This is a genomic window from Corynebacterium sp. zg-331, from assembly GCF_014267345.1.
Taxonomy (GTDB): domain Bacteria; phylum Actinomycetota; class Actinomycetes; order Mycobacteriales; family Mycobacteriaceae; genus Corynebacterium.
Genome location: NZ_JACMYD010000002.1, coordinates 15,425 through 37,416 on the forward strand (window position 1 = coordinate 15,425; position 21,992 = coordinate 37,416).

Below are 21,992 nucleotides of genomic sequence, written 5' to 3' on the forward strand. Positions count from 1 at the left end.
GCGGTATGTCTGCGTCGTTATCGTTGCTGCGGCAGGGCGGACTTATCGAGCTTGCCGTTGCGCCCGAGCGGCAGGCGCTCCAGCCGCACGAGGCGGCCGGGCACCGCGTAGCCCGGCAGCACCCCGCGCAGGTGCGCGCGCACCCGATCCGGGTCGACCTCGCCGGTGACGTAGCCCCACAGCTCCTCGCCCACCAGCAGGCAGGCCGCCCCCGTGACCCCCGGCGCGCCGAGCAGGGTGGCCTCCACCTCCCCCAGCTCCACGCGGTTGCCACGCACCTTCACCTGTTCCCCGATGCGCCCCCGGAACTCGTACATTCCCAGCTCCTCGTCGAAGCGCACCAGGTCGCCCGTGCGGTACATCCGCCCGGCCTCGGGGTCATCGAGGAAGGCCGCGGCGGTCAGCTCGGGGCGGCGGAAATACCCGCCGCCCACCTGCACCCCGGCGATGACCAGCTCGCCCACCTCGCCGGGGCGCACCCGCTCCGAGGTCTCCGGGTCGATCACCCGCAGGCCCACCCCCGGCTCCGGGAGGCCCAGGAGGCACTGTCCGGGGCGCAGCGGCACCTCGGGGGTGTATTCCACCCACATCACGTCCATCGCCGTCTCCGAGGGGCCGTAGAGCCCGTGGATGCGCGCGGGGGTGACCTCGCGGACCCGGGAGACCAGGTCGGCGGCCACGGCCTCGCCGCCCAGCAGGAGGTGGCGCAGCGCGGACAGCGCCCCGGGGCGCGGGCCCGCATCCAGCAGGGCGCGCATCATGCTCGGGACGAGGGACATGACCGTCACCTCGTGGCGCGCCACCATCTCCGCTAGCGCCAGGGAATCCCCGGGCCACCAGTCCGGCGGGGGGATGACCACGGTGCCGCCGGAGGCCAGGGGGCTGAGCATCTCCGCCACGCCCACGTCGAAGGAGACGGGGGCCTTGTTGAGCACGGTGTGCCCCTCGCCGCCAAAGGCCTCCGCCATCCACCCCAGGTGGTGCGCCACACCCCGGTGCAGGTTGATCGCCCCCTTGGGGGTGCCGGTGGTGCCCGAGGTATAGATCACGTACACCGGGTCGTCCCCCGTCACCGGGCGGGCGGGGGTGACCTCGCCGCCGAGCGCCTCGGCCTCCGCCGCTAGGTCCTCCCGGATCGCCGGGTCGCCGAGGTTGAGGCTGGGGGCCAGCGTCAGCGCGGGGACGTCGAGGCCCGCCGGGGCGTCGTAGAGCACCGCCGCGGGGGCGCAGTCGCCCAGCAGCCACTCGATGCGGGCGGCGGGGTTATCCCGATCCACCGGGACGTAGACGGCCCCGGCGCGCAGGATCGCCACCGCGGCGATGGCCTGCCACGCCGAGCGCCCCGCCACCACCGCCACCCGGGTGCCCGGCGCGACCCCCGCGCGCACCAGGCGGCGCGCCAGTGCCCCGCTGAGCGCGCACAGCCGGGCGTAGGTGAGGATCTGCGCCTCGCCCCCGGCCCCGGCGTCCACGACGATCGCCGGGGGAAGGCCCCTGGCCCCTCCCTCCTCCTCGGCGGTGCGACGGGCCAGGGTGCGTTCCAGCAACTCCGTGACCGTGCGGGCGGAGTCGGTGGTGAGAAAATCCATGAGATCCTTTTACAGGTATGCGGGAAAGCTACTACGGTTACTAAGGATAGATTTACCAAAATAGCGAAAGAATGCCACCATGACCCCCGACGCAACGCCCGCATCCCCCCTCCACCGGCTGCGCACCGACGTCCCCGCCGAGGCCGTCCAGCCCGCCGCGCCGCGCCTGCCCGAGCTGACCGGGCGCTACCGCCTGCGCGCGGCCACGCCCGACGACGCCGACCTCGTCGCGGACTGGATGAGCCGCCCCCACCTGGCCAGCACCTGGGAGCAGCCCTGGTCCCCGCAGCGCTGGCGCGCCGACATCGATGCCCGGCTGGCCGGCACCTACTCCCTGCCCGTGATCCTGTCCGTGATCGACCACGACCCGGCCGAGGTCGGCTACCTGGAGATCTACTACCCGGCCCGGGACGACATCAGCTACTGCCTGCCCTGCTCCCCCCTGGACCTGGGCGTGCACATCGCCATCGGGCTCGAGGAGCTCACCGGGCGCGGTTTCTTCCGCCCCTTCTTTGACTCCCTGCCGCAGGCCCTGCTGGCGGCCAATCCCCAGGCCCCCCGGATCATCGCGGAGCCGGATCACCGCAACACCCGCATCCACTCTCTGCTGCGCAAGACCGGCTGGACCGACCTCGGGGAGTTCCAGCACCGCCCGGATCGCCGAGTGCGGATCTTCGAGATGCGCCCGGCCGGGGGCGCGCAATAAAGCCCCGCCCCGGGTGCCGGGGCGGGGCTGAGGGCCTCACGACCTTAGGAGAAGTCCTCCAAGAGGTGCTTGACCAGGTCCTGGGCCGCGATCGCGTCGATGCGGAAGAACTCGCCGTCCAGGCCGTAGACGCGGTCCTCGGACACCGCGGTGGTCTGCGCCAGCTGCTCGTTATCGCGGACCTTATGGTCGGCGTCGCCATCGGAATCGATGTTGAGCACGAACACGGTCTTGCCGTCGAGGGCCAGCGGGACGTTCTCCGCGTTCACGGCCTTGACGTCGGAGCGCGCCGAGCCTTGCTCGGAGCTGCCCACCAGGTCGTCGCCGGGCACGGAGAGCTCGATGCCGAGGTCGGTGAAGATCTTGCCCTGCGGGGACTCCTTGGTGAAGAAGTTCACCGCGCCCTCCTTGGACAGGGCGATCACGTTGACCGGGCCGTCGATCGTGATCTTGTCCTTGGCCTTGGCCACGGACTTCTCGTAATCCTCGATGACCTTATCCGCCTTCTCTTCCAGGCCGGCGGCCTTGGCCACCTCGCGGGTGGTCGCCTCCCAGGACTGGCCGGTGTAGTCGATCACCTGCACCGGGACGACGTCCTTGAGCTGGTCGTAGATCTCCACACCGTTATCGGCGCCCACGTTGGACATCACCACCAGATCCGGGTTCTGGGCCAGGATCGCCTCGGCGTTGGCCGAGCCGATGGTAAACAGCGGCTCCACCTTTTTTTCCTCGGCCAGCTTGTCCCAGGACAGGCCGAAGCCCGTGTCGTCCGCGAACATCGGGGCCTTGGGGTTACCGCCGCCGGAGCCGACCACGGGGGCATCCAGGGCCAGCAGCGCGCCGGTGAGGCTCACCGAGGCCGAGACGATGCGCTGCGGGCGCTGCTCGATGGTGATCTCCGTGGGGTGCTTGTCCTTATCCTGCGTCTCCACGGTGCGCGGGAAGGCGGAATCGGACGAGGAGCTCTCCGAGCCCTGGGCGGAGGAGGAATCGGTGTCCTCGCTGGAGCAGGCGGCGAGGCTCACCGCGAGGGCGAGGCCGGCGGCGACGGCCGTCACGCGGCGGGTAAGAGAGAAAGTCATAGGATCTCCTGGGATATACGACGCTTTCACATGGTTGGATAACAGCGAAGCTACAGCTTCGACCTCCCCAAGGGTAGCCTATCCAAGGCTACAAAAGGAGAAGGAGCTCACCGGCTACCCCCTCACCGGGGCACCACCAGCGGCCCCCCGCTGACCGGATCCGCCACCACCAGGGCATCCAGGCCAAAAACCTCCGCCAGGTTCTCCCGCGTGAGCACCTCCCCCGGTGCCCCCGCCGCCGCCAGCGTCCCGGTGCGCGAGAGCAACACGAGGCGATCGGCATACCGCGCCGCCAGGTTGAGATCGTGGAGCACCATCACCACCGTGCGCCCGCCGTCCTCCCTCAGGGAGCGCACCAGGCGCAGCACCTCCACGGAGGTGGACAGGTCGAGGTAGGTGGTGGGCTCGTCGAGCAGCGTGGTGGGGGTATCCTGCGCGATCGTCATGGCGATCCACACCCGCTGGCGCTGCCCCCCGGACAGCGCCGCCAGCGGCCGATCCACCAGCTCGCTCAGCCCCGTGGTGGCAATCGCGGCAGAGACCACCTCGTCATCCCGCGCGGACCACTGCGCAAGCCAGGACTGATAGGGGTGCCTGCCGCGCGCGATGAGCTGGCTCACCGTAAGCCCCTCCGGGGCCACGGGGGTCTGCGGTAACAAGGACAGCTCGCGCGCCCGCTCCCGGCGCGGCCACTGGGCGATACCGCGCCCCCGAAACTCCAGCGTGCCGCCATAATCGAGCAGCCCGCACATGCTCTTGAGCAGGGTGGACTTGCCGCAGCCGTTGGGTCCGATGAGGCAGGTGACCTCGCCCGCGGCGATGTCGAGGTCCAGATCCCGGATCACCCGGCGCTGCGCGTAGCCCACGCTCAGGCCACGGGCGGAAAAGAGCGGCTGATGCATCAGATGGTTTCCTCTCGGCGGGTGCGGAAGATCATGAACGGCAGGAACGGGGCCCCGAGGAAGGCCGTGACCACGCCCACCGGAAGCTCCCAGGGCAGGATCACCCTGGCCAGCAGGTCCGCCCCCAGCAGCAGCGCGGCGCCCAGCAGGGCGGAAAAGATCAGCGGCGGGGTGGCCGTGCGCGCCAGCGCGCGCGCCAGGTGCGGGGTGACAAAGGCGAGGAAGCTGATCGGCCCGGCGGCCGCCACGCCCACCGCCGCGAGCACCACGGCCGTGCCCAACTGCACCAGCTGCGCCAGGCGCACCCGGTGCCCCAGCACGTGCGCGGTGGTCTCCCCCAGCACCAGGGCGGAGAGCTGGAAGGCCAGCCAGCCACCCAGGGCCACCGCCACCAGCAGCACCGCCAGCGGCGCCCAGGCGTGATTCCAGTCCCGCCCGTTGAGCGAACCGGTCAGCCACATCCGGGCCGAGGCCGCCCGCCCCAGCTCGGCGGAGGCCAGCAGCCACGTGGTGCAGGCGGACAGGAAGATCGAGGCGCCCACCCCGATGAGCACCACCCGGAGCATCGAGCCGCGCGTGGGCCCGGCCACCAGCCAGATCGCCAGCGCCGCGACGAACGCGCCGATCATCGCCGCCCCCGGCAGCCCCACCGCGCCCAGTACGGTGGTGGCTCCAGCCTCGATCACCCCTCCCTGGCCCGCGCCGGCAAAGACGATGACCACCACGGCCGCCAGCGACGCCCCCTGGGTGATCCCCAGGATGTCCGGGCTGGCCAGCGGGTTGCGCGCCACGGACTGGGTGAGCGCGCCGGAATAGGCCAGGGCCGCGCCCACCAGGCAGGCGACCACGGCCCGCCCCATGCGCATGTCAAAGACCACCACCCGCTGGATCTTGGTGCCCCCGCCCAGCAGCACCTCGACGACCTCGCCCAGGCTCATGCGGTATTCGCCCTGGGTCACCGACCAACACACCCCCAGCACCACGAGCACCGCCGTGCCCGCCATGCAGGCGAGCAGGCGCGGGTTCCACCGCACGGAGACCCGCCCGTACCTCACCACCCTCGTCGCACCACCGCTCACAGGGAACCTCCGATCCGGCCGCGACGAATCAACCACACAAAGACCGGCACGCCCAGCAGCGCCAGCACGATGCCCATCGGCAACTCCCCCGGGGCCACCAGCATCCGGCCAAGAACGTCCGCGCCCAGGGCCAGCGCCGTGCCCGCCAGCGCGGACAGCGGAATGATCAGGCGATAATCCGGCCCCGTCAGCCCGCGCACCATGTGCGGGGCCGCCAGGCCGATGAAGGCCACCGGGCCCGCGGCCGCCACCGCCGCCGCGCTCAGCGCGGCGATGACCACCACCCCGCCCAGCTGGGCGCGGCGCACCGAGACGCCCAGGGCGTGCGCGCTTTCCTCGCCCAGGCTCAGCAGGTTCACCGCCGGGGCCAGGGCCACCGCCGCGATCAGGGCCACCGCCGCCAGCGGGGCCACCACGACGACCACGGAGAAGTCCCGCCCCGCCACCGAGCCGGTGGCCCAGGTACGCAGGGCGTCCAGCACGTGATCGTTGGTGATGACCAGGGCATTGACCACCGCCATGAGCAGCGCCGAGAGCGCCGTGCCCGCCAGCACGAAGGCCAGGGGGCTGCCCGCCGTGGGGCCAGCGGAGGCCAGGAAGAACAACAGGGCGGTGACCGCCAGCGCCCCCAGCATGGAGGGCCACAGGTAGCTGCCGACGCCGCCGAGCCACCCCAGGCTCAGGCCGATGGCCACGGCCGCGGCCGCCCCCGCGCCCACCCCGAGCATCCCGGGATCGGCCATCGGGTTGCGGGTAAAGCCCTGCATGAGTGCTCCCGCCGCCCCGAGGGCGCCCCCGGCGATCAGGGCGAGCGCGGTGCGCGGAATGCGCTGGATGGCCAGCACCAGCTCCACGTCGGTGGCCCCGGCCTGGGGGTTCACGGCGTGGCGCACCCCCCCGGGGATGGCGGCCCAGACCTCGGAAAACCCGAGGTCGCGGGCGCCGGTGAGTAGGCTGAGCAGGATCAGCGCGGCGATGAGCAGCGGCGCCGCGACGCTCGCGGCCACGGCGCGTACCCGGGGAGAACCCACGGTGGCTCCTAGACAACACGATCGGGGATAAAAGGACTCAGGCGAGTATAACCTAAGCCGGGCCCCTGGCCGCCTACTCCACCACGGAGTTGGCCCCCACGGCGTGCCCGAAGAGCTCCGGCAGGGTGGACTCCCAGGCCTGCCGCAGCTCGTCGAGGGAGACCTCCAGGGCGGTGCCGATGCGCAGCGCGCGCCCCTCGGTGGTGGTGCCGATGCGCAGGCAGGGCACCCCGGCCTCGGCGGCGCGGCGCTCCAGGGCCTCGGCCCGATCGGCCGTGGTGGCCACCACGGCGCGGGAGGCGGACTCGGAGAACAGCGCCGCGTGCAGGTCCTCGTGCACCCCGGACAGGTCGAGGTCGAGGCCGCGCCCGGAGCGCAGCGCCATCTCCACCAGGGCCTGCGCCAAGCCGCCCTCGGAGACGTCGTGCGCGGCGGTCAGCAGCGTGGTGCCCACGAAGAAGTCCGCCAGGCGCGCCTCGTTGGCCAGGTCCACCCGCGGGGGCATGCCCTTGAGCTCCCCGGTGGTGACCTGCTGGTAGATGGAGCCGCCAAACTCCGCCTCGGTGACGCCCAGGACGTAGAGCACCTCGTCCTCCGGCACGGAGCCGAGGTCGTGGCCGATGGCGTTGTGCACGTCCTCGATCACGCCGAGCACGCCCACCACCGGGGTGGGCAGGATCGGGGTCTCCCCGGTCTGGTTGTAGAAGGAGACGTTGCCGCCGGAGACGGGAATGCCCAGCTCCTGAGCGCCGTCGGCCAGGCCGTGCACGGCCTCGCGGAACTGCCACATCACGTCCGGGTTCTCCGGGGAACCGAAGTTGAGGCAGTTGGTCACCGCCACCGGCTTGGCACCCGTGACCGCCACGTTGCGGTAGGCCTCGGCCAGGGCCAGGCGCGCGCCGGTGTTCGGGTCCAGGTAGGTATAGCGCCCGGAGGCGTCGGCGGAGACGGCCACGCCGCGGCCGGTCTCCTCGTCGATGCGCAGCACGCCGGCATCGGAGTTCTGCGCCTTGACGGTGTTGCCCAGCACGTAGCGGTCGTACTGCTCGGTGATGTACGCCCGCGAGCACAGGGCCGGGGAGGACACCATCTGGCGCAGCGTCGCCGCCAGGTCGGTGGGAGCGGGCACGGCGGCCTCCCGCTGCACCGCGTCCTGCCACTCGGGCCGGGCGTAGGGGCGCTCGTAGACGGGGGCCTCGTCGGCGATGGTGGCCGCGGGCGCGTCCACCACGACCTCGCCGCCGTGGGTGATCACCAGGTGATCGCCCTCGGTGACCTCCCCGATCTCCGCGCAGGTGACGTCCCAGCGCGCGCAAATCTCGCGGAAGCGCTCCGCGTTCTCCGGGGTCACCACGGCGCACATGCGCTCCTGGGACTCGGAGGCCAGGATCTCCGCCGCGGTCATGTTCTTGGCCCGCAGCGGCACGGCGTCCAGGTTCACCCTCATGCCGCCGTCGCCCGAGGCGGCCAGCTCGGAGGTGGCGCAGGCCAGGCCCGCGCCGCCGAGGTCCTGGATGCCCACCACCACGCCGGCGCGGTAGAGATCCAGGCAGCACTCGATGAGCACCTTCTCCGCGAAGGGGTCGCCCACCTGCACGGCGGGCAGCTTGCGCTCCGCCCCGTCCTCAAAAGTATCGGAGGCCAGCACGGACACCCCGCCGATGCCGTCCAGGCCGGTGCGCGAGCCGAAGAGCATGACCTTGTTGCCGGTGCCAGAGGCGAAGGCCAGCTTGAGATCCTCCACCTTGAGCGTGCCCACGCACAAGGCATTGACCAGGGGGTTGCCCGCGTAGGTGGGGTCGAAGACGGTCTCGCCGCCAATGTTGGGCAGCCCCAGGCAGTTGCCGTAGTGGGAGATGCCGTCCACCACGCCGGGCAGCACGCGCTGGGTGTCCGGGGCCTCGGCGGGACCGAAGCGCAGCTGATCCATCACCGCGATGGGGCGCGCGCCCATGGCCATGATGTCGCGCACGATGCCGCCCACGCCGGTGGCCGCGCCCTGATGCGGCTCCACGTAGGAGGGGTGATTGTGGGACTCCACGCGGAAGGTCACGGCGTTGCCGTCCCCGATGTCCACCACCCCGGCGTTTTCCCCGATACCGGCGAGGATCTTGGCATTCATCTCCTCCGTGGTGGTCTCCCCGAAGTAGCGCAGGTGCACCTTGGAGGACTTATAGGAGCAGTGCTCCGACCACATCACCGAGTACATGGTCAGCTCGGCATCCGTGGGGCGGCGCCCCAGGATCTCCTTGATGCGCGCGTATTCGTCGTCCTTGAGCCCCAGCTCGGCGTAGGGCTGCGCGGTGTCTGGCTCGGCCAGGGCCCGGGCGACCGTATCGTTATGGATGGTCATGGCTTCTCCCTTCACGCGGCAATCGAGCCGACGGCGGATAGGAACAACTCCAGCCCGTCCGTGGACGGGCCGGTCAGCGTATCGACGGCGTGCTCGGGGTGCGGCATGAGCCCCACGATCCGCCCGGTGGCGTCGCTGATCCCGGCGATGTCGTTGAGGGAGCCATTGAAGTTATCCGTGTAGCGGAACACCACGCGCCCCTCGCCCTCCAGCTCCGCCAGGGTGCGCGCGTCCGCCTGGAAGCGCCCCTCGCCGTGCTTGGCCGGGATGAGGATTCTCCGTCCCTCCTCCAGGGTGCGCGTCCAGGCCGTCTGCGCGTTGGCCACCTCGAGGTAGGCGTCCGTGCAGTGGAAGTGCAGGCCCTGATTGCGGGTCAGCGCGCCCGGCAGCAGGCCGGCCTCGTTGAGGATCTGAAAGCCATTGCAGATGCCCAGCACGGGCATGCCGCCGCGGGCGGCGTCGATCACCGCGCGCATCACCGGGGCCAGCGCGGAGATCGCGCCGCTGCGCAGGTAATCGCCGTAGGAGAAGCCGCCGGGAACCACCACGGCGTCCACGCCGCGCAGGTCCTCGTCCGCGTGCCACAGGCTCACCGCCTCGGCGCCGGCGTAGCGCACGGCGCGGGCGGCATCGACGTCATCGAGCGTGCCGGGGAAGGTGATCACCCCGATGCGTGCCGTCACTGGGCCTCCTCCGCGGTCAGGATCTCGAAGTCCTCGATCACGGTGTTGGCCAGCAGCACCTCGGCCATCTTCTGGATGTCCTCGCGGGTCACGGTGTCATCCGCCTCGATCTCAAAGCGCTTGCCCTGGCGCACATCGCTCACGCCGGAGACCCCCAGGCGGCCCAGCGCGCGCACCACGGCCTGGCCCTGGGGGTCGAGAATCTCCGCCTTGGGCATCACATGAACTACTACACGGGCCACGGTCGAATCCCCTATATCTCGCAGGTTCTTATTACGCCCACAGCGTACCCGGGCGCGGCAGGCTTTCCTACTTTCCGCCCACCTTCCCGTAGGCCGTGGGCACCGCCCCCTCCTCGCGCGCCGCGCGCACCGCGCCGAGAAAGTCGCGCGCCACCTGAGGGTCGCGCAGATTGCGCGCCGAGGCCGAGAGGCGCACCAGCGCGCCGCGCTGCGCTCCCCGGCGCGCCGCCGCCCATACGTTGCGCCGCCACCACCCCGGCGCGCCGAAGCCCTCCCCCACCGAGAGGTTGCGCGAGCCCACGCACTCCCACGGCTCATCCCCGCCCGCCGCGGCCCGCACGTAGACCCCCTTGGTGGATCCCACGACCCGGAAGCCGAACTCCGGGAGCACGGCGAGGGTGCCCGGGGAGAGACGCCAGCGCGGCGGGGCAAAGACGGGGGTGGCCAGGCCCAGGTTCTTCATCTGCCGGGTGGCCCCGCGCAACCGCAGCCGCGCCTCGTGCTCGGCAAGCTGCGCGAACTCCGCGTGGCGGCCCTGGGCGGCCTGGTCGAAGCCGTTGAGGATCCACTCGGTGCCCCCGGCGATGCGCTCGCGCACCCACCCCAGGGTGGCGGGATCGTGGGCGAGGCTCCAGGCGCCGTCGATGTGCGGGGCGATGAGGAGGGAAAACGCGACCCCCTGGGCGTCGAGTTCCTCGGCCACGGCCTGGGCGGCGCGCCTGGTGTCATCGACAATGCCGGAGAGGGAGACCAGGAGTTGCGCGCTCATGGTGGCGATTATCGCACAGGCGGCGCGCCCGCCGCGCCCCCGATTACGACCGATCCTGGTAATCGTCGAGGTTGATCTGCGGGGTGGGCTGCACCCGATCCTGGGCGGGGTTGGTCACGGAGGGATCGCGGCGGAAGTCCCCGTGCTCGTCGTCCTCCTCCGAGGGCACGTAGGGCAACTCGCCCACCAGCACGCGCTGGGCGCGATCCTTATCCAGGGTACCCGTCCAGGTGCCCACCAGCAGGGTGGCCACGGAGTTGCCAGCGAAGTTGGTCAAGGCGCGCGCCTCGGACATGAACTTATCGATGCCCAGGATGAGATCCACCCCTCCCAGCAGCGCCGGCTTGTAGGATTGCAGGCCCGCCGCCAGGGTGGCGATGCCCGCGCCGGACACCCCGGCGGCGCCCTTGGCCGCGATGATCATAAACAGCAGCAGGCCCACCTGCTCGCTGATATTCATGGGCATGTCCATCGCGTCCGAGATGAAGATCGCCGCCATCGTGAGGTAGATGGCCGTGCCGTCGAGGTTGAAAGAATAGCCGGTGGGCACCACGATGCCCACCGTGGACTTGTCCACGCCCACGTGCTCCATCTTGCGCATGAGGTTGGGCAGGGCGGATTCCGACGACGAGGTGGCGAAGATGAGCAGGAACTCCCGACCCAGGTACTTGGCCAACCGGAAGATGGACAGCCCGGTAAAGACCTTGAGCACCAACCCCAGCACCACGAAGACGAAGAGGAAACAGGTGATGTAGAAGGCCACGATGAGGTAGCCCAGCTGCACCACCGCGGAAAAGCCGGTGCCGCCCACCACGGCGGCGATCGCACCGAAGGCCGCGAGGGGGGCCAGCCACAGAATCCAGCTGAGGATGCGGAACACCAGCGTCTGAAGGCTGGCTACGAAGCTCAAGATCGGCTCGCCCTTGCGGCCCAGCGACTGCACCGCGAAGCCCACCAGCAGGGCGATGAAGAGCACCTGGAGGATGGAGACGGTGTGGCCGGGAGAGTTATAGGAGCCGGTGAACGCGGAGAAAAAGGAATCCGGGATGATGCCCTGGATGAAGTGCATGGCCCCGCCGGCCTCTTCGTTCTTGCTGAGGGTCTTTTGCACCGTGTCGCTGACCGCCTCCTGCTGAACGTGGAGGCCGCCACCCGGCTCCAGGATGTTGCCCACCACCAAGCCGACGAACAGGGCGAAGGTGGACATGGTGAGGAAGTACACCAGGGCCAGGCCCCCGGCGCGACCCACCGAGGCCGCCGCGCGCACCGAGCCGATGCCCAGCACGATGGTGCAGAAGATCACCGGGGGCACGATCATCTTGATCAGATCCACGAACATGGTGCCCAGGATCTTGAACTTCACGGCCACCTCGGGGGCCACCAGGCCCAGGGTGATGCCCAGGGCGATGGCCACGATCACGGCGATGTAGAGCCAGTGGGTGCGATCCTTGCGCGGCTTTTTGGGCTCTGCGATCTTCGGTGCGGCGTCATAGACGCCGGCGGAGCGAGGAGACATCAACTTTCTCGATTCAGCATCCGGGGGTGAAAACGTCACCCGCATTATCGCTCCCGGCCCACCCATGTCCCAATTCACTCGCCGGCAATGGGGGTAGTCTACGCCACCCCCATTCGACGATGACGATTGCGTCTCCCTGGTCTAGACCTCACGGCCCGTGGCCTTATTGACCGCCCAGGCGTACTCGAAGGCCGTCTGCTTCCAGCGGGCGTAGCGCCCCGAGACCCCGCCGTGCCCGGCGGACATCTCCGTCTTGAGCAGGAACTCCCCGCCGGTGGCGGTGGCGCGCAGCCGCGCGATCCACTTGGCCGGCTCCACGTAGAGCACCCGGGTATCGTTGAGCGAGGTCACCGCCAGGATGTCCGGGTAAGCCTTAGCCGCCACGTTCTCGTAGGGGGAATAGGAGGCCATGTAGTCGTAGACCTTCGCGTCGTGCAGGGGATCGCCCCATTCCTCCCACTCCCCCACCGTCAGCGGCAGCTCCGGCATGAGCATGGAGGTCAGCGGGTCCACAAACGGCACGATCGCCTGGATTCCGGCGAAGCGATCCCCCGCCATGTTCGCCACCGCCCCCATGAGCATGCCTCCCGCCGAGCCCCCCTCGGCCACCATCGACTCCGGGGAGGACACTCCCCGGGCGATGAGGTCGTCGGCCACCGCGATGTAGTCGGTGAAGGTGTTCTTCTTCTCCAGCATCTTGCCGTGGTCGTACCACCCCCGGCCCCTCTCCCCGCCGCCGCGCACGTGCGCCACCGCGAAGATCATGCCGCGATCGAGCAGGGAGAGCCGGGAGACGGAAAACGCCGGGTCCGTGGAGGCCTCGTAGGAGCCGTAGGCGTACAGCAGGGTGGGGGTGGGCGAGGAGGTATCGAGGTCGGCGCGGTGGACCACGGAGACGGGTATCCGGGCGCCGTCGGCGGCCCGGGTCCACAGCCGGTAGGCGGTGTACTCGGCGGGGTCGTATCCGCCCAGCACCGTTTGCTGCTTGCGCACCTCGCGCCGCCCGGTGGCCACCGTGAGGTCGATGATCTGCGCGGGGGTGATAAAGGAACCGTAGCTCAGGCGGATGACCGGGGCGTCCCACTCCGGGTTGCCCAGCACGCCCACGGTGTAGAGCTCCTCCTCGAAGTCCAGCTCCGTAAAATCCGTGTAGCCCTCCTCGCCGAGCATCATCACGGCGGCCCGCCCGATGGCGTCGCGGCGATAGGCCACCACGATCTGCCCGGCATAGGTGTCCACCCCCTCCACGCGCACGTCCTCGCGGTGGGCCAGCAGCTCGCGCAGCTCGGTGAGCGCGGGCAGCGGCGCCCCCACCGCGCACTCACCCACCGCGAAGTTCGGCCCGGTGGCGTTGTGCGTGACCACCCAGCGGTCCTCCCCCGCCACCACCGCGTGATCCACGGAGTACTCCACCCCGGTGCGCCGGGGCCACAGCACCTCGAACTCCCCCTGAGGATTCGTCATATCCAGCACCCACGTCTCCGAGGTGATCTTGGAGGCGGACTCGATCACCAGGTAGCGCTCCGAGCGGGTGGCGCCCACCCCGGTGCTAAACCGACCGTCGGGCTCGTGGAACACCCGCACGTCGCTGGACTGCGGGGTGCCCACCTTGTGCCGCCACACGGAATCCGGCCGCCAGGCCTCGTCCACGCGCTGATAGAACAGGTAGTCCTCGCCCGCCCAGGTGGCGCCGTAGAAGATCCCCTCCAGGCGATCCGGCAGCAGCTCGCCCGTGGCGAGATCCTTGATGCACAGGTCGAAGCGCTCGTCGCCGGAGGTGTCCACGGAATACGCCAGGTAGCGCCCCGAGGTGGTCACGCTGGAGGCCCCGAGGGAGAAGAACTCGTGGCCCTCCGCCAGCTCGTTGAGGTCCAGCAGCACCTCCTCGCCCGGGACCTCGCCCTCCTGGGGGATCTCCGGGGGCGTCCAGGGATCGTGGGCGGCGTCCACCGGCAGGCGGCAGGACAGCCCGTAGTCCTTGCCCTCAATGGTGCGCCCGTAGTACCAAAAGTCCCCGGCGCGGGTGGGCACGGACATGTCCGTCTCCTGCACGCGGGACGTGATCTCCCCGTAGATCGCCTCCGTGAGCCCCTCCAGGTGCGCGGTGCGGGCCTGCGTGTACGCGTTCTCCGCCTCCAGGTAGGCCAGGGTCTCCGGGGACTGCTTATCGCGCAGCCACTCGTAATTGTCCACGAACTCCCGGCCGTGGTAGCGGCGGGTGACGGGATGGACGGGGGCCACGGGTGCTTGTGCGTTCTCAGGCATGGGCTCGATGGTAGCGCCTCGGCGGGACGCCTATCGACGCCCCTTCGCCTCCAACGCTTTCCCTTTCCCCCGAAAGCGTTGATGATAGAAAGCATCATTTCCCCAGGGGGCCGCACCTCAGGCGGCGGGGATAGTATTTTCGGGAGGACAATCATGAAGCAGGACGCTTCCCAGGCGGTAGCGCTCTATACCTCGCGCAACGGTGAGGTCACCCTCGAGGTGACCACCACAGAGGGATCGGTGTGGTTGAACCGGCGGCAGCTGGCCGCCTTATTCGGCCGCGACATCAAGACCATCGGCAAGCACATCGCCCGCGCCCTGGCGGAGGAGCTCAAGGGCATGGCAACTGTCGCAAATTTTGCGACAGTTGCCCGAGAAGGAACACGCGAAGTCACCCGCCAGGTCGAACACTACAACCTAGACATGGTGCTCTCCGTGGGCTACCGGGTAAAATCCGCCGAGGGCGTACACTTCCGCCGCTGGGCCAACACCGTGCTCAAGCGGTACCTGGTGGAGGGCGCGGCCCTCAACGAGCCCCGCCTGCGCGATCTCCAACGCATAATAGAGATCATGAAACGCTCGGATCACCCGCCGCTCTCGAGAGCCGCCGACATCATCGCCCGCTACCTGCCGAGCCTCGCGCTCCTCCAGGATTACGATAACGGCGCGGTGCCCACCGAACCCCGCACCACCGCCCGCTGGGTCTTGACCGAACAGGAGGCCCGCGCGATCGTCGCGCGAGTCGCGTCCGAGTTCCCCGACAACACCCTGCTGGGGCGCGAACGCGGCGACTCCCTGGCGGCCGTTCTCGGCGCGATCTATCAGAGCTTCGATGGGCGCGACCTCTACCCCACGGCGGAGGAGAAGGCCGCCAACCTGCTCTACCTCATGGTCAAGGATCACCCTCTGTCCGACGGCAATAAGCGCAGCGCCGCCGCCCTCTTTGTCACCTTCCTCGAACACCACGGCCTGCTCACCGACGCCGCCGGCACCCGGCGCATCGCCAATAACACCCTGACCGCGCTCACCCTCATGGTGGCGATGAGCCGCCCCCGGGAAAAGGACCTGATGACGGCCCTGCTGGTGCGCATGATCACCGAGGAGCACTAGCCCCCCACCACCCCACCACCTCGGTCGCCCCGTGCAGGCTGCTCAGCGCCCAGCACCGCAAAGAAGGCGCCTCCTCCAGAAAGACGGCCTGAGTGCGCACCGGCCCCGGCCAGCTTCTCGCCCACAGCCGCTCGGTCACGCTCGGCAGGCGCGGCCCCGGCGGACGGATCAGGGTCCTTCCCCGAGCAAAAAGCAGCGTGGCGGTGGCGGCCTCCACCACCGCGCCGTCGCGATGGAGCACGGCGTCATCCGCTCCGTGTGCGCGCGCCCGTTCGCGCAGGTTCAGCAGGGCGGGCATGTCCGGCCCCTTGTGCCCCGGGTGGCTGCGCCCGTCGGGGTGCTCGGGGATCCACAGCGTCGTGGTGGCTCGCCGCGCGGGCGCCGGGCGCATGGTGAGCTCCCAGCGCCCCTCGCGGGCCTCGATCTTGGGGAACCACTCGCCGCGCGCCCGGGCGCAGGCCGCGCGCACCTCGTCGAGGAAGGAGGCGGAGGGTGGTTGCCCCGTGAGCTCCCGGCAGGAGGCCGCGAACCTTTCCAGGTGCAGCTCGAGGCCCGCCGCCCGGCCGTCGCGCACCAGCCAGGAATCCAGCACCACGGGGTGGGCGGGGCTCACGGGAACTCCACCTCGGCGAGGGCGCGCACCGGCCGGGCCTTGGTGATGATCTCCCGGTATTCCTCCTCCGGGTCGGAGGCCGCCAGGATCGCCCCGCCCACCCCGTAGCTGAGGCGGCCGGCCTCCTCCACCAGGGTGCGGATGGTCATGGACAGGTCCACGGTGCCGTCGAGGCCGACGTACCCGATCGCCCCGGAATACACCCCGCGCTCCCCCTCCTCCAGGTCGGCCAGGATCTCCATCGTGCGCTTCTTCGGCGCACCCGTCATGGAGCCGCCCGGAAAGGCGGCCCGGATCAGCTCCCAGGGGCTTGCCGCCAGCTCGGCGCGCACGGTGCTCACCAGCTGATGGACGGTGGCATAGGTCTCCACCTCGAAGAGCGGTTCGGCGCGCACGGTGCCGGGCCGGGCCACGCGGGTCAGGTCGTGGCGCACGAGGTCCACCACCATGAGGTTTTCCGCGCGATCCTTGGGGTTGCGGGCCAGGTCCTCGCGCAGCGCCGCGTCCCGGCTCGCGGTGGCCCCCCGCGGCCGGGTGCCCTTGATGGGGCGCGACTGCACCACCCCGCCGCGCACCCGCAGAAAGGTCTCCGGGGAGGTGCTCATGATCTGCGTGCCGCCCCAGCGCAGGTACGCCCCGGAGGGGGTGGGGTTGGCTCTCCGCAGCGCGAGGTAATCGGCCAGGCCCAGGCCCGGGGACTCGCCGCGCAGGGAGGTGGTCAGGCAGGCCTCGTAGGTCTCCCCCGCGGCGATGGCGCGCTGCAGCCGCGCGATCTTATCCAGGTACTCCGCCTCGGTATCCGCGCAGCACAGGGTGGGGCGCGGCGCACGGGGGTCCATCGCGCGCGGCGGGCCGGACAGGGCGCGCTCGGCCTCCTCGAACCAAGTCTCGTCCAGGGCCAGCAGGTGGACGCCCGTGGGGCCGACCACCGCGGCGGCGTCGGCGAAGCGGAAGTGCTCGCCGTGGGGGTAGGTGAGGTAGCCCACCCAGCCGAGGGTGGGGGCAAAGGGCAGTTCCGGCACCATGACCTCGGCCGCCCCCGCCACCGCCTCCGGGGCGTGCGCGCGGGGGGCGGACAGGAAGCTGTAGCCTTCCCCGGTGGAATCGTCCAGCCACAGGGCATACTCGGCCGTGGCGTAGAGGCGTCGGTAGACCCCCACCGCGTCGAGGGGACAATCCGCGAGATGGCGGTGGTGTATGCGCACCGCGTGACGACGCCGCACCATCGCCACGAAGTTATGGATCACCCGCTCCGCCCGGGGCGCGCCGATGGATTCCGGGTGAAACTGCACCCCCCACCAGGGCTTCTCCCGGTGGCGCAGCCCCATCACCAGACCCTCGGCGGTGCGCGCGATCACCTCCAGGCAGTCCGGCACCTCGGTGACGGCCAGGGAGTGATAGCGCACGGCGGCAAAGGGGGACCCCAGGCCGGCAAAGAGCTCGGCACCATCGTGGTATATCTCGCTGATCTCCCCGTGCGCGGGCGGCACCTGCTCCACCGCGCCGCCGCATTCCTGGGCGATGAGCTGGTGGCCCAGGCACACCCCCAGCACCGGCAGGCCCCGGCGCAGGGCCGCCGCGCTGCTCCCCACGTCCCCGGGCACCCCGGGGTGGCCGGGGCCGGGGGAGAGGACCACGGCCTGGATGCCTTCCCAGCGCACGGGCTCGGTGTTCCCCTGCACCCGCACCCTGGCCCCGGCGCGGCGCAGGGCCTCGACGATGTTCAGGGTAAAGGAATCCTGATTGTCAATCACCAGCACCGAGACGGACATGGGCACCGATGCTAGCCCACCGCGCGGGCTCACTCGTCCAGGAGGGATCGGAAAAATCTCTCCAGGACGGGCAGGGCGCGCGCCACGTCCTCGCGCTCGCGCTCGGACAGCCGCGCCATGGCCGGGGACAGGCGCTTGTTGCGGGCGGTCACGGTCAGGTGCAGGGCGTTGAGCCCGGCATCGGTAATGGCCACCAGCACGCCCCGGGCATCCATGGGATCCGGGCGGCGCTCCACGTATCCGGCGTTTTCCAGCCGCGTGACCTGTTGGCTGGCGCTGGCGGTGCTGATCCCGCTCAGCGTGGCGATGGTGGTGACCGGAAGCGGCCCCTGCTTGAGCGCCATGAGGGTGCCCACCTGCGTGGTGGCCAACTCGCCCTCCCGATCCAGCAGCCGCAACGCGTACACCCCCAGGCGGAGGCTTTCGCGGAGTTGAGCGGCGAGGGCATCGGGGGTGTTCATGCCAGGGCAGTATATTGCGCCTGGACCATTTCTCCAACATCGCGCCGCATTAATATGCTGTACCGATTCAGGGCACGGTACCAGCGGCTTTTCCCGATCACCGGCGCGCTACACGCACACCCCCACCCAGCGGCAGAACTTCTCCCCGGAAATCTTCTCGTAGGCCTCCACGTAGCGCTCCCGGGTGGCCTCCACCACGGAACCGGGCAGGGCGGGCGGCTGCTCCCCGGAGTTCTTATCCCATCCGGACTTAGGCCCGGTGAGCCAATTGCGCACGTACTGCTTGTCGAAGCTGGGCTGCACCTTGCCCGGCGCATACCCTTCGGCGGGCCAGTAGCGGGAGGAATCCGGCGTGAGCACCTCATCGGCCAGCACCAGGGCTCCGGAGGAATCCACCCCAAACTCCAGCTTGGTATCCGCCAGGATCAGGCCACGCTCCTCCGCGAGGGCCGCCGCCTGGGAATACACCGCCAGGGTGGTATCGCGCAGCTGCTCGGCGCGCTCCTGGCCCAGGCTCTCCACCACGTAATCGAAGGAGACGTTCTCATCGTGCTCCCCCTGCTCCGCCTTGGTGGCCGGGGTAAAGATGGGCTCCGGCAGCCGGGAGGCCTCCGTCAGGCCCTCCGGCAGGGCGATGCCGCACACCATGCCATCCTTCTTGTACTCCGCCAGCCCGGAGCCGGTGAGGTAGCCTCGGGCCACGCATTCGAAGGGCTGCATGGCCAGCTTCTTACACACCATCGCCCGGCCCAGCACCTTCTCCGGGATCCGGGGATCGTCGGCCGGGCCGGCCAGGTGATGGGGCACGTCCAGGGCACCGAAGAAGTAGAAGCTCATGGCCGTGAGGATCCTGCCCTTATCGGGGATCTCCGTGTCCAGGATGTGATCGTAGGCGGAGATTCGATCCGAGGCGACGATGAGCAGGTGATCCTCGTCGATCTCGTAGATCTCCCGCACCTTGCCCGCCGAGACGTGGCGGTATTCCGACAGTTCAGGACGCATGACTGGGAGTCTAACCCCGCGCCCCACGCGGCGGTAATCAGGCGGGTCTTAAAGTATCTCCCCGCCCGCGTACTGGGCGGCCTGCGGGTATCGCTCCACCCAAACCGTCGCCCGCGCCAAAACCCGGGACACCTGGGACTGCGCCGCACCGATGAAGGCGCGGCGATCTGCCAGGGCGGCATCCAAGTCGGCCGCGGACAGCGGCAGGCGGTCATCGGCCGCCAGGCGCTCCACCAGGTTCTGCTCGGCGCCGTTTTCCCGCATGTCCAGGGCCACCGCCACCGCGTTTTCCTTGATGACCTCGTGGGCCACCTCGCGGCCCACCCCGGCACGCACCGCCGCCATGAGAATGCGGGTGGTGGCCAAGAAGGGCAGGTAGCGCTCCAGCTCCCGCTCGATTATGGCGGGAAAGGCACCGAACTCCGCCAGCACGGTCAAGAAGGTCTCGCACATGCCGTCGAAGGCAAAGAACGCATCGGGCAGCGCCACGCGGCGCACCACCGAGCAGAACACGTCGCCCTCGTTCCACTGCTGGCCGGCAAGGTCGGCGGTCATAGTGAGGTAGCCGCGCAGGATCACCTGGAGACCCCCCACGCGCTCGCAGGAGCGCGCGTTCATCTTGTGCGGCATGGCGGACGAACCCACCTGCCCCTCCTTGAACCCCTCCGTGACCGTCTCGTTGCCCGCCATGAGCCGGATGGTGGTGGCCAGCGAGGACGGGCCCGCACCCAGCTGCACCAGGGCGGAGAGGGCGTCAAAGTCCAGCGAGCGAGGGTAGACCTGGCCCACGGAGTCGAAGGTGCGCTCGAATCCCAGGTGAGCGGCAATGCGCCGCTCCAGCTGCTCCAGCTTAGCCTCGTCGCCGCCCAACAGATCCAGCATGTCCTGGCTGGTGCCCATCGGCCCCTTGATGCCGCGCAGCGGGTAGCGCGACAGCAGCTCCTCCACCCGCTCCAGGGCCACCAGCATCTCATCGGCCGCAGACGCAAAGCGCTTGCCCAGGGTGGTCGCCTGGGCGGCCACGTTGTGGGAGCGCCCCGCCATCACCAGGGCCTGATACTCGGCGGCGCGCTCGGCCACCCGGCGCACCACCGCCACCGCCTTGTCCCGCGCCGCCTCTAAGGAGCGGTGAATCTGCAGCTGCTCCACGTTTTCCGTGAGGTCGCGGCTGGTCATGCCCTTGTGAATGTGCTCCCACCCGGCCAGGGCGTTAAACTCCTCGATCCGGGCCTTGACGTCGTGGCGGGTGACCTTTTCCCGCCGCGCGATGGAGTCCAGATCCACCCGCTCCACCACGGCCTCGTAGGCCTCGATCGCCTCGGCGGGGATATCCACGCCGAGGTCGCGCTGGGCGCGCATGACGGCGATCCACAGCTGCCGCTCCAGGACGATCTTGTGCTCGGGCGACCACAGCAGGGTCAGCTCCGGGGAGGCGTAGCGAGACGCCAGGACGTTTGAGATCTTCTTTTTCTCAGCCACGCGCCTCATTCTACGGCCCCGGGCGGGCCGTCAGGGCACCGCGATCCGCCCCTGCTCGGCGGCCAGGCCGATGTCCCTGCGGTAAAAGGAACCCGGCAGCTCGATGCCCTCGATGAGCTCGTAGGCCCGGCGGCGGGCCTGGGCCAGGTCGGCCCCCGTGCCCACCACGGACAGCACGCGCCCCCCGGCGGAAACATAACCCCCCTCCGCCGCAGCCGCCGTTCCCGCGTGGAGGGTGTAGACCTGCTCCTTATCGCCCGGGATGCCCGCCAGGGCGTCCCCCGTGCGCGGGGACGCCGGGTAACCCTCGGCCGCCAGCACCACGGTCACCGCGGAGCCTTCCCGCCACTCCAGGGGCGGCTGCTGGGCCAGGGTGCCGCGGGCCACGGCGTCGAGCAGCCCCGCCAGAGGCGTGCGCAGCAGGGAGAGCACCGCCTGGGTCTCGGGATCGCCAAAGCGGGCGTTGAACTCCACCACGGCGGGCCCGTCCGCGCCCCAGGCCAGCCCGGCGTAGAGCAGGCCGGAGTACGGGGTGCCGCGGGCCACCATCTCGTGAGCCACCGGCTCGCACACCTCCTTGACGATGCGCTCCACGCCGCCCTCCGGCAACCACGGCAGGGGCGCGTAGGCCCCCATGCCCCCGGTGTTGGGGCCCTCGTCGCCGTCGAAGGCGCGCTTGTGATCCTGGGCCGGCAGCAGCGGCACCACCGTCTCCCCGTCCACCAGGCAAAACAGCGATACCTCGGGGCCGTCCAGGAAAGACTCCAACAGCACCGGGTTGCCCGAGGCCAGCACCGAGTCCACGTGGGCCCGGGCGGCAGGCCGATCCGGGGTCACCACCACGCCCTTGCCCCCGGCCAGGCCGTCGTCCTTGACCACCCAGGTGGGGCCGAAGCGATCCAGGGCGGCCTCGATCTGCGCGGCCTCGGCGCCGGGGGCGATCTGCTCGGCGGTGGCGGTGCGCACCCCGGCGGCCGCCATGACCTCCTTGGCAAAGGCCTTGGAGCCCTCCAGCCGCGCGGCGGCGCGGGAGGGACCGAATACCGCGAAGCCGGCGTCGCGCAGGGCGTCGCTGACGCCCGCCACCAGGGGCACCTCCGGGCCGATGACCACGAGGTCGGCGGCCAGCTCGCGGGCCAGAGCCACGGTGGCCGGCGCATCCGTCACGGACAGGGGGTGCGCGGTGGCCAGGGACTCCATGCCCGCGTTGCCAGGGGCCACGTGGAGGCTGGGGTGGGCGGGATCGAGGGAAAGGCCCCGCAGCAGGGCGTGTTCGCGCGCGCCGGCGCCGATGACCAGAATATTCATGGCCCCGAGTCTAACGGGCCACTACGCTAA

Annotated in this window: 19 protein-coding genes; 2 read left to right on the forward strand and 17 right to left on the reverse strand. The window is 70.3% G+C overall.

Annotated features, from left to right (window positions below; all coding sequences use genetic code 11):
• Positions 1-17: 17 nt before the first annotated feature.
• The gene (locus H7347_RS03385) at positions 18-1,589 is read right to left on the reverse strand and encodes an amino acid adenylation domain-containing protein (protein ID WP_152821386.1); all 1,572 of its coding nucleotides are present in this window, start codon (positions 1,587-1,589) and stop codon (positions 18-20) included.
• 79 nt (positions 1,590-1,668) lie between these two features.
• Between H7347_RS03385 and H7347_RS03390 the strand changes: the two genes are divergently transcribed.
• Complete coding sequence (locus tag H7347_RS03390) at positions 1,669-2,295, forward strand: GNAT family N-acetyltransferase (RefSeq protein ID WP_152821388.1); 627 nt, start codon at positions 1,669-1,671, stop codon at positions 2,293-2,295.
• A gap of 44 nt (positions 2,296-2,339) precedes the next feature.
• On the opposite strand, the gene fepB is transcribed toward H7347_RS03390, so the two are convergent.
• The 10 genes from fepB to H7347_RS03440 form a co-directional block, all read right to left on the reverse strand.
• On the reverse strand, positions 2,340-3,377 hold the full coding sequence (gene fepB, locus H7347_RS03395) for a Fe2+-enterobactin ABC transporter substrate-binding protein (RefSeq protein ID WP_152821390.1): 1,038 nt from the start codon (positions 3,375-3,377) through the stop codon (positions 2,340-2,342).
• 122 nt (positions 3,378-3,499) lie between these two features.
• Positions 3,500-4,279 carry an ABC transporter ATP-binding protein gene (locus H7347_RS03400; protein WP_152821392.1) on the reverse strand — a complete coding sequence of 260 codons (780 nt, stop codon included), beginning with the start codon at positions 4,277-4,279 and terminating at the stop codon, positions 3,500-3,502.
• Positions 4,279-5,337, reverse strand: a complete 1,059-nt coding sequence (locus H7347_RS03405) for a FecCD family ABC transporter permease (protein ID WP_370513900.1) — start codon at positions 5,335-5,337, stop codon at positions 4,279-4,281. The genes H7347_RS03400 and H7347_RS03405 overlap by 1 nt, the downstream gene beginning before the upstream one ends.
• Positions 5,338-5,354: 17 nt before the next feature.
• Positions 5,355-6,389 (reverse strand): FecCD family ABC transporter permease, encoded by a 1,035-nt coding sequence (locus H7347_RS03410; RefSeq protein ID WP_370513901.1) that lies wholly within the window; start codon positions 6,387-6,389, stop codon positions 5,355-5,357.
• A 73-nt stretch (positions 6,390-6,462) separates the two neighbouring features.
• The gene (gene purL / locus H7347_RS03415; RefSeq protein WP_152821394.1) at positions 6,463-8,742 is read right to left on the reverse strand and encodes a phosphoribosylformylglycinamidine synthase subunit PurL; all 2,280 of its coding nucleotides are present in this window, start codon (positions 8,740-8,742) and stop codon (positions 6,463-6,465) included.
• Between the two features lie 11 nt (positions 8,743-8,753).
• Positions 8,754-9,425 carry a phosphoribosylformylglycinamidine synthase subunit PurQ gene (purQ, locus tag H7347_RS03420; protein WP_186337199.1) on the reverse strand — a complete coding sequence of 224 codons (672 nt, stop codon included), beginning with the start codon at positions 9,423-9,425 and terminating at the stop codon, positions 8,754-8,756.
• Positions 9,422-9,667 carry a phosphoribosylformylglycinamidine synthase subunit PurS gene (gene purS / locus H7347_RS03425; RefSeq protein WP_186337200.1) on the reverse strand — a complete coding sequence of 82 codons (246 nt, stop codon included), beginning with the start codon at positions 9,665-9,667 and terminating at the stop codon, positions 9,422-9,424. Before purS ends, purQ begins: the two co-directional genes overlap by 4 nt.
• A 67-nt stretch (positions 9,668-9,734) precedes the next feature.
• Complete coding sequence (locus H7347_RS03430; protein WP_152821398.1) at positions 9,735-10,436, reverse strand: DUF2334 domain-containing protein; 702 nt, start codon at positions 10,434-10,436, stop codon at positions 9,735-9,737.
• 43 nt (positions 10,437-10,479) lie between these two features.
• Positions 10,480-11,952, reverse strand: a complete 1,473-nt coding sequence (locus H7347_RS03435) for a cation:dicarboxylate symporter family transporter (RefSeq protein ID WP_152821400.1) — start codon at positions 11,950-11,952, stop codon at positions 10,480-10,482.
• A 141-nt stretch (positions 11,953-12,093) separates the two neighbouring features.
• Positions 12,094-14,217, reverse strand: coding sequence for a S9 family peptidase (locus H7347_RS03440; protein ID WP_152821402.1), 2,124 nt, complete (start codon positions 14,215-14,217; stop codon positions 12,094-12,096).
• 153 nt (positions 14,218-14,370) lie between these two features.
• Between H7347_RS03440 and rhuM the strand changes: the two genes are divergently transcribed.
• Complete coding sequence (rhuM, locus tag H7347_RS03445; protein WP_152821403.1) at positions 14,371-15,327, forward strand: virulence protein RhuM/Fic/DOC family protein; 957 nt, start codon at positions 14,371-14,373, stop codon at positions 15,325-15,327.
• Here the strand turns inward: rhuM and H7347_RS03450 are convergent.
• The 6 genes from H7347_RS03450 to purD all read right to left on the reverse strand — a co-directional run bounded on the left by H7347_RS03450 (position 15,311) and on the right by purD (position 21,962).
• Positions 15,311-15,940 carry an aminotransferase class IV gene (locus tag H7347_RS03450; RefSeq protein ID WP_152821405.1) on the reverse strand — a complete coding sequence of 210 codons (630 nt, stop codon included), beginning with the start codon at positions 15,938-15,940 and terminating at the stop codon, positions 15,311-15,313. The two genes, rhuM and H7347_RS03450, sit on opposite strands and share 17 nt — an antisense overlap.
• Positions 15,937-17,712: an aminodeoxychorismate synthase component I gene (gene pabB, locus H7347_RS03455; protein WP_152821407.1), complete on the reverse strand. Its 1,776-nt coding sequence runs from the start codon at positions 17,710-17,712 to the stop codon at positions 15,937-15,939. The genes H7347_RS03450 and pabB overlap by 4 nt, the downstream gene beginning before the upstream one ends.
• Before the next feature lie 29 nt (positions 17,713-17,741).
• Entirely contained in the window at positions 17,742-18,173 is a 432-nt protein-coding gene (locus H7347_RS03460; RefSeq protein ID WP_152821409.1) for a MarR family winged helix-turn-helix transcriptional regulator, read from the reverse strand.
• A gap of 108 nt (positions 18,174-18,281) precedes the next feature.
• On the reverse strand, positions 18,282-19,175 hold the full coding sequence (locus H7347_RS03465) for a phosphoribosylaminoimidazolesuccinocarboxamide synthase (RefSeq protein WP_152821411.1): 894 nt from the start codon (positions 19,173-19,175) through the stop codon (positions 18,282-18,284).
• Between the two features lie 48 nt (positions 19,176-19,223).
• Positions 19,224-20,663 carry an adenylosuccinate lyase gene (gene purB, locus H7347_RS03470; protein ID WP_152821413.1) on the reverse strand — a complete coding sequence of 480 codons (1,440 nt, stop codon included), beginning with the start codon at positions 20,661-20,663 and terminating at the stop codon, positions 19,224-19,226.
• A gap of 21 nt (positions 20,664-20,684) precedes the next feature.
• On the reverse strand, positions 20,685-21,962 hold the full coding sequence (purD, locus tag H7347_RS03475; RefSeq protein WP_152821415.1) for a phosphoribosylamine--glycine ligase: 1,278 nt from the start codon (positions 21,960-21,962) through the stop codon (positions 20,685-20,687).
• Positions 21,963-21,992 lie beyond the last annotated feature (30 nt).

What these genes read in the sequence shown, in the direction of transcription:
- H7347_RS03385 (WP_152821386.1), bottom strand. Translation starts at nt 1,589, where the DNA reads ATGGATTTTCTCACCACCGACTCCGCCCGCACGGTCACGGAGTTGCTG.
- H7347_RS03390 (WP_152821388.1), top strand. Translation starts at nt 1,669, where the DNA reads ATGACCCCCGACGCAACGCCCGCATCCCCCCTCCACCGGCTGCGCACC.
- fepB (WP_152821390.1), bottom strand. Translation starts at nt 3,377, where the DNA reads ATGACTTTCTCTCTTACCCGCCGCGTGACGGCCGTCGCCGCCGGCCTC.
- H7347_RS03400 (WP_152821392.1), bottom strand. Translation starts at nt 4,279, where the DNA reads ATGCATCAGCCGCTCTTTTCCGCCCGTGGCCTGAGCGTGGGCTACGCG.
- purL (WP_152821394.1), bottom strand. Translation starts at nt 8,742, where the DNA reads ATGACCATCCATAACGATACGGTCGCCCGGGCCCTGGCCGAGCCAGAC.
- H7347_RS03430 (WP_152821398.1), bottom strand. Translation starts at nt 10,436, where the DNA reads ATGAGCGCGCAACTCCTGGTCTCCCTCTCCGGCATTGTCGATGACACC.
- H7347_RS03435 (WP_152821400.1), bottom strand. Translation starts at nt 11,952, where the DNA reads ATGTCTCCTCGCTCCGCCGGCGTCTATGACGCCGCACCGAAGATCGCA.
- H7347_RS03440 (WP_152821402.1), bottom strand. Translation starts at nt 14,217, where the DNA reads ATGCCTGAGAACGCACAAGCACCCGTGGCCCCCGTCCATCCCGTCACC.
- rhuM (WP_152821403.1), top strand. Translation starts at nt 14,371, where the DNA reads ATGAAGCAGGACGCTTCCCAGGCGGTAGCGCTCTATACCTCGCGCAAC.
- pabB (WP_152821407.1), bottom strand. Translation starts at nt 17,712, where the DNA reads ATGTCCGTCTCGGTGCTGGTGATTGACAATCAGGATTCCTTTACCCTG.
- H7347_RS03460 (WP_152821409.1), bottom strand. Translation starts at nt 18,173, where the DNA reads ATGAACACCCCCGATGCCCTCGCCGCTCAACTCCGCGAAAGCCTCCGC.
- H7347_RS03465 (WP_152821411.1), bottom strand. Translation starts at nt 19,175, where the DNA reads ATGCGTCCTGAACTGTCGGAATACCGCCACGTCTCGGCGGGCAAGGTG.
- purB (WP_152821413.1), bottom strand. Translation starts at nt 20,663, where the DNA reads ATGAGGCGCGTGGCTGAGAAAAAGAAGATCTCAAACGTCCTGGCGTCT.
- purD (WP_152821415.1), bottom strand. Translation starts at nt 21,962, where the DNA reads ATGAATATTCTGGTCATCGGCGCCGGCGCGCGCGAACACGCCCTGCTG.